12 protein-coding genes and 1 pseudogene are annotated in these 12,136 nt (G+C 39.5%); all 13 read right to left on the reverse strand.

The window, feature by feature from the left end; genetic code table 11:
- Window positions 1-150: 150 nt before the first annotated feature.
- The 13 genes and pseudogenes from AB2N10_RS09025 to flhF all read right to left on the reverse strand — a co-directional run bounded on the left by AB2N10_RS09025 (window position 151) and on the right by flhF (window position 12,133).
- Window positions 151-543: a DUF2802 domain-containing protein gene (locus AB2N10_RS09025; protein ID WP_354623991.1), complete on the reverse strand. Its 393-nt coding sequence runs from the start codon at window positions 541-543 to the stop codon at window positions 151-153.
- Window positions 544-555: 12 nt separating this feature from the next.
- Window positions 556-1,043 (reverse strand): annotated as a pseudogene (locus AB2N10_RS09030) (chemotaxis protein CheW).
- A 61-nt stretch (window positions 1,044-1,104) separates the two neighbouring features.
- Window positions 1,105-1,842 carry a chemotaxis protein CheW gene (locus AB2N10_RS09035; protein WP_369433727.1) on the reverse strand — a complete coding sequence of 246 codons (738 nt, stop codon included), beginning with the start codon at window positions 1,840-1,842 and terminating at the stop codon, window positions 1,105-1,107.
- On the reverse strand, window positions 1,843-2,613 hold the full coding sequence (locus AB2N10_RS09040; RefSeq protein ID WP_354623988.1) for a ParA family protein: 771 nt from the start codon (window positions 2,611-2,613) through the stop codon (window positions 1,843-1,845).
- A 2-nt stretch (window positions 2,614-2,615) separates the two neighbouring features.
- Complete coding sequence (locus AB2N10_RS09045) at window positions 2,616-3,548, reverse strand: flagellar motor protein MotB (protein WP_354623987.1); 933 nt, start codon at window positions 3,546-3,548, stop codon at window positions 2,616-2,618.
- Entirely contained in the window at window positions 3,548-4,300 is a 753-nt protein-coding gene (locus AB2N10_RS09050; RefSeq protein WP_354623986.1) for a flagellar motor protein, read from the reverse strand. Before AB2N10_RS09050 ends, AB2N10_RS09045 begins: the two co-directional genes overlap by 1 nt.
- Window positions 4,293-5,477 carry a chemotaxis response regulator protein-glutamate methylesterase gene (locus tag AB2N10_RS09055; protein WP_354623985.1) on the reverse strand — a complete coding sequence of 395 codons (1,185 nt, stop codon included), beginning with the start codon at window positions 5,475-5,477 and terminating at the stop codon, window positions 4,293-4,295. The genes AB2N10_RS09050 and AB2N10_RS09055 overlap by 8 nt, the downstream gene beginning before the upstream one ends.
- Before the next feature lie 14 nt (window positions 5,478-5,491).
- On the reverse strand, window positions 5,492-7,711 hold the full coding sequence (locus AB2N10_RS09060; RefSeq protein ID WP_354623984.1) for a chemotaxis protein CheA: 2,220 nt from the start codon (window positions 7,709-7,711) through the stop codon (window positions 5,492-5,494).
- Between the two features lie 11 nt (window positions 7,712-7,722).
- The gene (locus tag AB2N10_RS09065) at window positions 7,723-8,478 is read right to left on the reverse strand and encodes a protein phosphatase CheZ (protein WP_369433728.1); all 756 of its coding nucleotides are present in this window, start codon (window positions 8,476-8,478) and stop codon (window positions 7,723-7,725) included.
- A gap of 13 nt (window positions 8,479-8,491) precedes the next feature.
- Entirely contained in the window at window positions 8,492-8,875 is a 384-nt protein-coding gene (cheY, locus tag AB2N10_RS09070; protein ID WP_354623982.1) for a chemotaxis response regulator CheY, read from the reverse strand.
- 155 nt (window positions 8,876-9,030) lie between these two features.
- Window positions 9,031-9,729: an RNA polymerase sigma factor FliA gene (locus AB2N10_RS09075; protein WP_354623981.1), complete on the reverse strand. Its 699-nt coding sequence runs from the start codon at window positions 9,727-9,729 to the stop codon at window positions 9,031-9,033.
- Window positions 9,730-10,599, reverse strand: coding sequence for a MinD/ParA family protein (locus tag AB2N10_RS09080; RefSeq protein ID WP_354624187.1), 870 nt, complete (start codon window positions 10,597-10,599; stop codon window positions 9,730-9,732).
- 79 nt (window positions 10,600-10,678) lie between these two features.
- Window positions 10,679-12,133 carry a flagellar biosynthesis protein FlhF gene (gene flhF / locus AB2N10_RS09085; protein ID WP_354623980.1) on the reverse strand — a complete coding sequence of 485 codons (1,455 nt, stop codon included), beginning with the start codon at window positions 12,131-12,133 and terminating at the stop codon, window positions 10,679-10,681.
- Window positions 12,134-12,136 lie beyond the last annotated feature (3 nt).

A 12,136-nucleotide genomic window follows, 5' to 3' on the forward strand; every position in this document is an offset into this window, starting at 1 on the left:
GTGCAATATGAAAACGTAATGATGCAGGTTGCAAAAATAAGAATGTTAACACAGCGATTTTATCTGAGGAATAGAGTGGAATATACAAGCGCATACTTTTCTCAATTCACATTGCCTGTGGCATGCGCTCGTTAATAATAAAATAAATCCCTACTTCTTATGCAAGTTAAGTAACAATTCAGCTTCAGCTCTGGGTAATTCACATTCAACCATCAATTCATCAATTGATGCACCAAGCTCAACCATTTTCATGGCTCGAGTATAAAGCCTATTTTCAGGCGCTTGTGCAACTAAATTGGAATGATTTTCTTGAATTTGTTTTACCATTTTTTCAAATTTTTGTATTTTCTTCCCCATCCCTAAACTGACCGCATGCGCTTCCGTAAACTGTCTTTTAAAAGACGCGTTATTGCTCGTAAGAGATTCAACAAGTGACTGTAATTCATTAATTTTAAGTTGTTGTTTTTTTATGAATAGATAATTTACAACAAATAAAATAATAGATAGCAACAAAGCAATCCAAGGGATATAGGATAAGAGCATTATTTACTCAACTTATAATAAATTTAATTCATCCCACTCATCTTCAGAGAGCAGCTTATTCAAATCGACCAGAATAAGTAAACCATCTCCTCGATTACTTACCCCCTGAATAAATTGTGCACTCTCAGCGGTGCCGACATGCGGCGCATCTTCTATCTCAGATTTCTTAAGGTAAACAACTTCGGCAACGCTATCGACCAAAATACCAATTACCTGTTTTTCAGCTTCGATAATAACAATACGGGTATTATCTGTAATTTCAGCAGGCATTAAACCAAAGCGGAACGAGTATCAATTACCGTGACAACATTACCACGTAAATTAATAATACCGAGTACATAACTAGGCGCACCGGGCACCGCAGCAATTTCACTATAACGCAAAATTTCTTGTACCTGCATTACATTGACGCCATAGGTTTCATTTTCAAGTTGAAAAGTTACTCTTTGAAAGACTTCATCATCTACAGATTTCACGATTTTTTTATCATTGTTTTGCATAAGGTTCCCTACTTATATATTAATTAAAGTAATCTTAGTGTTTTTTTAAGTCCATTGAACACTATTTATTACTGTGAATATTCATACCACTATTTAATAGTTTAACGAGCTCTTCGGCATGTAACAACGCACACATTTTATCCTTCACCATCCCTGCTAGCCAAGGTCTTCTGCCTGCAGAACTACGCCACTTAATTTGCTCTTTCGTTAACGTTTCCGTTCCTAACAATTTTTCACAGGAGAGTCCCCACTCCGTTGAACCTAATAAAACATAATGGCTATAATTGAGTGTTTCCGAAGAAAGTGTTGGATTCACCCATTTAGCTGTATCGACAATATTAAACAATGATTCGTTGTGTGTCATCACACCAGCAAACCAATCGGGCTTCCCAAGTAAAGAATTCAGAGATCGGTCTAATTTATGGATACCACCGAGGTCAGTTAACGGGATTGCAAAGGTCAATCCGGCTAATTCAAAAAATAACACTTGAAATTCATTGGCAATAGAAAGTTGCTGCCACTCATCAGCAAATTCAGCTCCACTAATATCAATCGTTTCAGTTAATTCAGGCGTAGCAACAATATCGATACTTTCTAATAACTTCGATGATTCCGAAACTTCCGATGAGTCTGGCAATGGGGAAAAAACCAATGTCTCGGGCAATGAATGAACAGGCTCTTGAAAAGGTTCTAGATCAATCACATCAACGGATTTTTCTGTTGCCGTTGGCTTAGTGTTTTTTTCAGATAACATTGACGAAAAATAGTTCGCCATCGCTTGATCATTATGATTTTTCATTTATTTCTCTGTTGTCATTAAATCATTGAGTAGAGCTTCATAGGCGATGGTACCGCGACAATCACGTGAATAGATAGAGATGGGGAGGTGATCTAAACTTGCATCTCTAAATTTTGTATCAACGGGAATAACACCACTCCATACCTTATCGGCATAACTTGCTAATAATACCTCAAGTGCATTGATAGATGCACGCGTACGTTTATCGTACAGGGTTGGAATAATACAAAAATCAAAATTTTCAGCGTGGGATTTTTGTATAATATCTAACGTTTTGATCATCTGCTCTAACCCCTTCAATGCAAGAAAATCAGTCTGCACTGGCACTAATAGTTTTTCACAGGCTGCAAGTGCATTAACCATCATTATCCCTAATACAGGAGGGCAGTCAATTAAAACAAAATCATACTCATCTTCGACTAAGGTTAGCTGTTTTTTAATAAATAGCCCCATACCATCTTGACCTCCAACCATACGGTCAAGGGTTGATAACGCCATCGATGCAGGAATTAAGGAGATGTTTTGTAAATCCGTTGGTAGAATAACCTGTGCCAGCTCTTCCTTCGTTTCAGCAGGCTCAACAAAGAGGTCAAATAAACTAACAGGCAGTTGTTCAGGGTCAAATTGCAAATAACAAGTTAAAGATGCCTGTGGATCGGTATCTATTAATAAAACTCGATAACCTCGTTGAGCAAGTAATCCCGCTAATGATATGGCAGTGGTCGTTTTACCGACTCCACCTTTTTGATTTGCTACAGTCCAAATAAACAACGTTATTCCTGCCTTGTTGTGAAAATTAATCTGCCATCAGGTAAATGCAATTCTTGCATCGTCTCTAAGTCTGGCTTTTGCGTTGCCACCGACTCAGAGACCGTTTTAACGATAGGCTTGGCCAACTCTATGCTGGGTTGTTTAACCATTGAGTAACGTGAAATTGCCAGAACAACTCTTCGGCTCGCTAAATTATTAACGCTACCATCAGAATGATAAATTGGACTGTATGAACCATAAGCTTCGACGGCCATTCTTTGTGGATCGATGCCTAAATTAGCTAATTCATGTAATACACTAAATGCCCGAAAAGCAGAGAGTTCCCAATTTGAAAAGTAGATCTCATTGGAGACCTTTGTTTGATCGGCATAACCACGGACTCGGATTAAATTATCAATCGGTTGTATACTTTTCGCCAATGCTTTTAGCAATTCATTTGCTGATATAAGTAGTGTATGACTTCCGCCTGCAAATAACATTTGCCCGGCAAACTCTAAAGTTAACCAATCACCATCATCCTTAATAACTAGCAATTCATTATCTAATTCCGCTGAAAATAAATTCTCCAGCTCAGTCTTTAACTGTTTCAGCTCTACCCCTTCTTTAAGATCATCTACCGCTGACAATTCATTTTCAGCTTGTTGATATCGATGCTCTGAAAGCAGAGCAGGTCCACTATCTTCTAATATATTATTACTCTGCTTATCGAGAATCCCTGCATCATTACTGCTTAAAATTGCATTATTGAGTAATTTACTCGCCTCCTGAATACTTTGCATCACCTCTTTGTATTTATCTTCTTCAGTTGAAGATACTGAATACAAAACGACAAAAACAGCAAACATTAATGTCATGAAATCAGCAAAGGAGACGGTCCAACGATTTAGGTCATTGCCGCCATGTGCATGCAATCTTCTGCGAGGCCGAAATCCCATTAATAGGCGGCTCTATTGAGATAACTGTCTAAGCGACGTTCAAGTAATAGGCTATTTTCACCATGGGAAATCGCAATTAATCCCACTAAAGTCATCTCTTTGTAAAGTGCAATATGTCGATAATGTAAACGGATTTTATTGGCAATAGGTAAGTAGATAAAATTAGCAAACCCAACACCATAAATAGTTGCAACAAATGCAATGGCAATGCCATTCCCTAATTTTTCAGGTTCATCTAAAAAACTCATCGCTTGAATCAAACCGAGTACCGCACCGATGATCCCGATAGTCGGGCTATATCCTCCCATTGACTCAAAGATTTGTGCACTACGTTCCTGATGTTCGCACTCAAGATCAATGTCATGCTGTAAAACATCTTGCAATGCAATCGGATCGCTACCATCGACTATCATTGCTATGCCCTTATCGGTAAAGGGATCTAAGCTATTATCATTGGCTTGCTCTAAACTTAATAAACCATGCAATCTCGATTTATGTGACCACTCTTTGATCTTTAGTGATTGTTCAATAAGAGAGGAGGAAGGCGCTAAAAATATTTTTGGCAATAATTTCAATGCATCTAAAAACTGCTTAGAGGAAGTTTGTATTAAAATAGCTCCTAAGGTGCCACCAAAGACAATGAGAAAAGCAGGTAAGTCCAGAATTCCTTGTATCGATGCACCGTGATAGCTTTGTGCAATCAGTAAGCTAGAAATAATAATAAAAAAACCAAATAGAGCGAGCTTATTCATGTCGTAATTCAATATTAATCGATTTAGCTATCTGATCTAGCGGTAATGAATACGATGTATATCCGGCTTTAAAAACCGCTTGAGGCATGCCATACACCACGCAACTGGCTTCATCTTGTGCCCAAATAACGGCTCCTTTTTCCTTAAGCATACGCGCCCCCTCACGGCCATCTGCTCCCATTCCAGTAAGCACAACCGCAAGCACCTTTCCACCATAACTTTTTGATAATGATGCGAATGTAATATCGACACTAGGTTTATAGTTTAGTTTATCGCTGCCTTCATGAATACGGATGGAAGCATTACCAGGACGCCCATCTATTAACATCTGCTTTCCACCAGGTGCTAAATATGCACAACCAGGAAGCAGCTTATCCCCATCACTTGCCTCTTTTACATTAATTTTACAAACACCATTTAAACGATCAGCAAAGGCTTTAGTGAAGGTACCAGGCATATGCTGAATTAAAACAATGGGTAATTTAAAATCCGCGGGTAACTCCGTTAAAATAGTTTGTAACGCCACAGGACCACCAGTTGAAGTACCAATAGCCAATATATCGTAGGATTTACCCGACGCTTTAAAAACCGCATGTCGGGAAGGGGCACTGGTCACATTCCTGTTCGTTAGTGTTGAGAGAGGTTTAGCGGCTGAAGTCGCTGTACTTTCTGCTCGTCTATTGTTCAATTTTTGTAGCGCAGTCAAGGTCGCACTAGGCGCTCGACTGGTCGTTTTCGTTATTGTAGGTTGTGTGGTTGGTGTTATAACTCGATGAACTCGTTTACTCGCGATTGCTTTAATACGCTGTTGAAGCAGTGTTATTGCTTCCTCTTTATCACGCGCGATATCTTCAAATTTTTTCGGTAAAAAATCTGCTGCACCGGCTTCTAGTGCATCCAACGTAGCACTAGCACCTTGATGGGTCAGCGATGAAAACATTAAAATTGGCACCGGATTTGATGCCATTATTTTTTTTACGGCGGTAATACCATCCATCACCGGCATTTCTATATCCATGGTGACAACATCAGGTTTTAATTTCGCGACCATCTCTACCGCTTCTAAACCATTATTTGCAGTTCCAATCACCTCTAATGCAGGTGAATTGTTAATGATCTCACTTACTCTTCGACGAAAAAAACTTGAATCATCAACAACTAATACTTTGATCACCATATTGGATCCTATTTTTATACGTAATGTTTCAGTAGGCTTGGTATATCAAGAATAAGTGCAATACCACCATCGCTAGTAATCGTCGCTCCAGCCATACCCGGTGTCCCCGTTAACAAACGATCCAGTGCTTTAATAACGACTTCTTCCTGCCCGAGTAACGCATCAACAACAAATGCAACTTGCTGAACACCTAACTGAACAATCACCACATGCCCCTCTTTCTTTGTTTCTAATGCAGATGCTGATTTTGGAGCTAACCATTTACTCAGATAAAACAGAGGTATAGCGCGGTCACGAATGACAATTGTAGGTTGACCATTAACAATATTTTGTTTACTTAAATCTAAATGGAAGATTTCATTAACATTCGTTAATGGTAGTGCAAAGGTTTGTCCGCCAACGACTATCATCAATGTCGGTAATATAGCGAGAGTTAAAGGTACTTTGATCTCTAAACGCGTACCTTTACCAATGGCTGAATCAATGGAAATAGTGCCGTTTAACTTGGTAATACTGGTTTTCACTACATCCATGCCGACACCACGGCCTGAAATATCCGAAATTTCAACTTTAGTCGAAAAGCCGGGAGCAAAAATAAGTGTATATGCCTCTTTATCAGGCATACGCTCAGCGGTATCTTGATCTAAAATGCCTTTATTTATCGCAATTTGCTTTAATTTTTCAGCATCCATTCCTGCACCATCATCTTCGATAACAAGCAGGATATGATCCCCCTCTTGCGAAGCGGAAAGTAAAATACGTCCTTCTTTTTCTTTGCCTGATTGCATGCGTATATTGGGCATTTCAATACCGTGATCCACCGAGTTTCGTACTAAATGCACGAGCGGATCTGCCAGAGCTTCAACCAAATTTTTATCTAAATCAGTATCTTCACCAACCAATTCAAGTTTAATATTTTTGCCTAAGGTGCGAGCTAAATCTCGCACTACACGCGGAAACTTACCAAATACTTTCTTGATTGGCTGCATACGCGTCTTCATTACCGACCCCTGAAGATCGCCCGTCACAATGGCAAGATTAGCAATTGCACGTGAAATCTCTTCATCTTCGGTCGTTGTTTCAAGACTGACCAAACGATTTCTCACCAATACTAATTCACCGACCATATTCATAATTTCATCAAGAATGGCGGTATCTACACGGACGGTCGGTTCGACGATCGTCGCTTTAGCAGCGTTAGCCGGCATGGCTTTAGCTGCTGGGGCAGCAGGAGCCGGAGTGGCAGCTGGCGCTTTAACCTCTTTGCTGGAGTTTGTGGCACTTTGAGCAGGAGCTTTAGCAGGCTCAATTGCTGCAGGCTTGGATTCAGCTTCTGGCTCTGTTTTAGACGTTGTCTGAGCCGCCTTGCCTACCCCATGTAACTCATCGAGTAAAGATTCAAATTCATCGTCACTTATTTCATCGCCATTTACTTCAGCCGCAGCGGGTTTTTCTTGTGAGACTTTGGGCGTTCCACCATGAGTCCCTTTACCATGAAGCTCATCGAGTAAAGATTCAAATTCATCATCGGCTATCGCATCGGAGCTATGCGGCTCTTTATTATTTTGTACAGCAGGCGCCGTCAATGAGTGCTTACCGACACCATGTAATTCATCTAATAACGACTCAAATTCATCTTCACTAATCTCAGCATTTTCAGGAGAAGCAGGGGGAGCAACGACTGAGGAGCCTGAAACTGCATGCAGTTCATCTAGCAGGGCATCAAATTCATCTTCGCTAATATCGTCTATATTGTGATTGTCATCAGCGACTTCAACGGGGGCGACAACTGGCTCAGACTCAGAAACGGGGACTTCATATTTAGTTGCCACTTCATCTAGTGACTCGGGTTTACTTAATTGGTGTAACTTTGCCAAAATATCCTCAGGAGCCGCATTGATCGGATCTCCGGATTTGACAGCGTCAAATTGCTCATTAATAACATCAAGCGCAGCTAATATGGTATCCATCAATACGGCAGTTACTGAGCGATTATTTTGTCGCAAACAATCGAAAACATTTTCAGCACCATGGCATGTTTCAACAAGCTCAGTTAAGGATAAAAAACCAGCACCACCTTTTACCGTATGAAAGCCGCGAAATATTGCATTCAATAATTCCGTGTCACTTGGATTATTCTCCAGTTCAACTAACTGTTCCGATAATAATTCTAAAATTTCACCAGCTTCAACCAAAAAGTCTTGCAGGATTTCTTCATCTACTTCAAAGGTCATTATCTTTATCCTTAAAATCCTAAACTAGAAAGCAAATCATCTACGTCATCTTGTCCATTTACAACGTCGTCGCGTTCTTCGGCCCGCATAATCGGCCCTTCAGCGGTAATATCTTTCTCAGTGTTTTTTTCTATTACTCGTTTGTTACTAAGCGCGATCTCTGTACTAGATATTTTTAAAATATCTACCAGTTTAGCTTCAATCTCTTGCACTAAAGTAATCACCCGACGAATCATCTGTCCGGTTAGGTCTTGAAAGTCTTGTGCCATTAATATGTCAGTTAGTGAAGATCGCAAATCTAAAGCACTAATTGTTGACTCTTTAAGCATGGCATCAACATCATGACAAAGTGTTTTAAAATCGCCTAACGCTAAATTTCGCGTCATTAAACCTTGCCAATTTGGACTGATTTTTTCAAGTGAAGCAATCATTTTATCGGCAATGGGTAGACAAGAATCAACTGCATCCATCGTTTTATTGGCTGCGTTATCGGTCATTTCAATAACGTAATTTAAACAATCTTTAGCATCAGGAAGCTCATGGTCAGCTAAATCAATTAACCTAGTGTCCTCTTGAAAACTAACTAATGTATCATGCAGTTCTCTTGTTAATTCACCTACTTTATCAAACACAAAATCTTTGTTTATGGTACTAAGAGTTACATTTTCAACAATTTTATTTGCAGCATCTATATCGTCAGCTTCTAGATGAGCAACAACAGCTCTAGCTTGTTCAATAGAGAGTAGCGGCATCAATGGGTTCGCCATAGCGATTTCCTTTTTAACCTAATCGCTCAAATACTTTATCTAACTTCTCTTTTAGCGTACCCGCAGTAAAAGGTTTCACGATATAACCATTTACGCCCGCTTGAGCCGCTTCAATAATTTGTTCACGTTTCGCTTCAGCCGTCACCATTAAAACAGGTAAGTGTTTCAAGTTGGGGTCTTTGCGAATCTCTTTTAACAAGTCGATTCCTTGCATAATTGGCATATTCCAATCAGTTACAACGAATTCAAAGCCGCCTTCTTTAAGCATAGGTAAAGCCGTGCTTCCATCATCAGCTTCAAATGTGTTTGTAAAACCAAGGTCTCGTAGTAAATTCTTGATAATTCTTCTCATTGTTGAAAAATCGTCAACAATTAGCACTTTCATATTTCTGTCCAAAACATTCCCCTAAGTAAAAAATATTTTTATTTATCTACTACAAATAAATAAAAGCAAATATAAAAAAAAATGAGCGTAATAGCCTGTCATTTCTTTATTTGTTAATGCAACTGTGATGTATCTCTTAGTAATCGAAGAGCATGTCTAGCAACTCACTAAGCAATTAGCGCTTTTGCTTTCAAGCGGTGTAGTGCTTGGCTATGAATTTGGCTTACTCTAGACTCACTCACATCGAGTACTAAACCAATTTCTTTTAAGTTTAACTCTTCATCATAATATAAGGATAATACTAATGCTTCTCGTTCAGGAAGCTGTTTTATCAACTCCACGAGCTTGCTTGAAAATTGATTTTCACTGACAGCATCAAAAACAGTATCACTACTTTCTTCCCCATGCACTTCATCACAATCAGAAATATCTTCATAGGCAACTAATCTAGCACAATTTACATCCTGCAACATTTGTTGATAATCAATAAGTGATATACCTAACTCTTTTGCAACTTCACTGTCCTTTGCATCTTGACCAGTACGTTTTTCAACCGCGTTGATTGCAGCCGCTATTTCACGACTGTTTTTATGCACTGAACGCGGTACCCAATCGCCTTTACGTATTTCATCTAACATTGCACCACGTATCCGGATACCTGCAAAAGTTTCAAAACTTGCGCCCTTAGAGGCATCAAAATTTCTCGCAGCTTCCAATAAACCAATCATACCAGATTGCAGCAAATCATCGATCAGCACGGTAGCAGGCAACCTAGCATTAAGATGATAAGCTATTTTTTTTACTAGTTCAGAATGGCGGTCAATGAGATCTGAAGTATTATTGTAATAGCCCTGTGCTTTTATCACTTATGGCAACTCGCTTATTTTAGCATTATCATTGAGTAACAATTTTTCAATAAAGAACTCCAAGTGTCCGCCGGGTTGATTCGGGATAGGCCAATCACAAACTCGATTTGCTAATGCCTTTAATGCTAATGATGCAGGTGTTTTAGGGTATGCTTCAACAACCACTTTTTGCTTACGCACCGCTTGGCGAACATTGCCATCAAATGGGATACAAGCAACAAGCTCTAAGGAAGCATCGAGGAAACGATCCGTTACGCGCGTCAATTTAGTGAATAGGTCTTGCCCTTCTCGTAAGCTACGAACCATATTGGCAACAATTTTAAAACGATAAACGCCATTTTGTTTACTTAAAATTTTAATCAGTGCATAGGCATCTGTAATTGATGTAGGTTCATCACAAACCACCATGATCACATCCTGCGCCGCTTGAGCAAAACTGACAACCATATTGGAAATACCGGCGGCGGTGTCGATCAGAAGAATATCGATCGGAGTTTGTAAAGAGCTGAAGGCTTGAATCAGCCCAGCATGCTCAACATCAGACAATTCAACCATTGACTGTGTTCCAGATGTCGCAGGAACAATCATGACCCCATCCGGACCTTCCACAATCACTTCATCAAGGGTGCATTCACCAGATAAGACATGCGATAAATTTTTGGTGACGCGAATACCAAGTAGCACATCGACATTTGCCAGACCTAAATCGGCATCTAGAATTAAAACTCGTTTGCCTCGTTGCGCAAGTGATACAGCAAGATTCAAAGTAACATTCGTTTTACCCACGCCGCCTTTACCACCGGTAACGGCAATTACTTTTACTTGATTATTTGTCATTCTTCTTAAGCCACTTGCTTGATCTGAAATCATCATATTACTCATTATTTATTAACTTATTTTATACGATAAAGGTTTGCTATTACCTTTATTGCTAATTATAACAAAAAATTTAATCGCTAAAGTTATCAAACCACTGCTGTTGCTGCTGTGTGAATAACTCGTTCATCATCTCTAATGTTTGCGTGATTAAACTTTCCGTTTTTGCTATTTCAATATCTTCAGGCACTCGCTGCCCCGTTGTCACATAACTAATAGGTAGCGCATGCTCCATGGTAACACTCAGCACTTCACCTAAACCGACACTTTCATCGACTTTTGTTAAGATACAACCAGAAAGTTTAATTCGTTTAAAATGTAATAAAGCTTCTTCAATAACACGCCGTTGAGATGTAGATGATATAACTAAATAGCTATGGATATTGACCCGACTATTACGCATTAACGTATCAAGTTGTTCCGATAATCGTACATCTCGTTGCCCCATCCCAGCTGTGTCAATAAGTACTAAACGCTTTTCTCTGAATTGATACAATATCTCTGAAAGCTCATCGGCATCTTTTGCAACCCGTATCGCACAGCCCATTATTTTAGCATAGGTTGCTAATTGCTCATGAGCCCCTATACGATAAGTATCAGTAGTAATTAATGCAACCTGTTCAGCACCATATTTCATGGCAAATTGCGCTGCAAGTTTGGCAATGGTGGTTGTTTTTCCAACCCCAGTTGGCCCCAAAAGCGCAATGGCTCCTCCCTGCGCTAAAATTTCATTATTACCTACTTTTAATTTTTCTTGCAATAATGCTTGTATATAATCCTGAACTTGTGACGAAGACGCATCCTCTGGAATATATTCGGCTAATTTATCTGCAACATCATGAGAAAATCCGGCGCCAGTTAGCCATTTGATAACCATCGCACGAACAGGCTCTTTACGTTCTAATTCTTGCCATAGTAATCCAGATACTTGATGTTCTAATAATTTGCGTAATGAAGCAACATCTTCGCTAATTTTTGCTATCTCTTTATTCTCTCCACTACGACTAACAGGGGCGCTTCGTCGAATAGAGGGCGAAGCCGGTTTCGCTTCTTTAGGATGACTCCAATTCTGTTGCTCTGCTAATGTTTTAGGCTGCGCCACATCAGCTGAATATTTATTTTTAGCTAATGAATATTCCCCGTTATGGTTAGCCGTTGGAGCGACCTTATTTGCACTGTTTTTTGCCTGCTGTGCATTCACTTTACCGAAGAATGAATTTAATGATTTAGCAAAATCATCACCACTCTCTTTATCCTCTTTACGGGGGGATGCTTTTAACCTAATCGGCGCTTTACTAGCCTGAGAAGAAAGTTGCACATTATCCTCAGCTAACAAGCCGTAGGGGTCATCATTTTTTTTATTTTTTTGTAATTCCGTTTTTTCCGATTGATAATCGACGGCAGCAACAATCTCAATGCCGCCAACTACTTTTTTATTAGACATGATCACAGCATCAGGTCCAAGAACTTCTTTAACCTCAGTCATTGCTGTACGCATATCTTTTGCAAAAAAACGTTTAATTTTCATCTA

The sequence above is a fragment of the Psychromonas sp. MME1 genome, from assembly GCF_041080865.1.
Taxonomy (GTDB): Bacteria; Pseudomonadota; Gammaproteobacteria; order Enterobacterales; family Psychromonadaceae; genus Psychromonas.

Excerpts from the sequence above, each read along its gene's own strand:
- AB2N10_RS09080 (WP_354624187.1), bottom strand. The coding sequence starts at position 10,599 with ATGATTTCAGATCAAGCAAGTGGCTTAAGAAGAATGACAAATAATCAA.
- AB2N10_RS09025 (WP_354623991.1), bottom strand. The coding sequence starts at position 543 with ATGCTCTTATCCTATATCCCTTGGATTGCTTTGTTGCTATCTATTATT.
- AB2N10_RS09035 (WP_369433727.1), bottom strand. The coding sequence starts at position 1,842 with ATGAAAAATCATAATGATCAAGCGATGGCGAACTATTTTTCGTCAATG.
- AB2N10_RS09065 (WP_369433728.1), bottom strand. The coding sequence starts at position 8,478 with ATGGCGAACCCATTGATGCCGCTACTCTCTATTGAACAAGCTAGAGCT.
- AB2N10_RS09060 (WP_354623984.1), bottom strand. The coding sequence starts at position 7,711 with ATGACCTTTGAAGTAGATGAAGAAATCCTGCAAGACTTTTTGGTTGAA.
- AB2N10_RS09050 (WP_354623986.1), bottom strand. The coding sequence starts at position 4,300 with ATGAATAAGCTCGCTCTATTTGGTTTTTTTATTATTATTTCTAGCTTA.
- flhF (WP_354623980.1), bottom strand. The coding sequence starts at position 12,133 with ATGAAAATTAAACGTTTTTTTGCAAAAGATATGCGTACAGCAATGACT.
- AB2N10_RS09055 (WP_354623985.1), bottom strand. The coding sequence starts at position 5,477 with ATGGTGATCAAAGTATTAGTTGTTGATGATTCAAGTTTTTTTCGTCGA.
- AB2N10_RS09045 (WP_354623987.1), bottom strand. The coding sequence starts at position 3,548 with ATGGGATTTCGGCCTCGCAGAAGATTGCATGCACATGGCGGCAATGAC.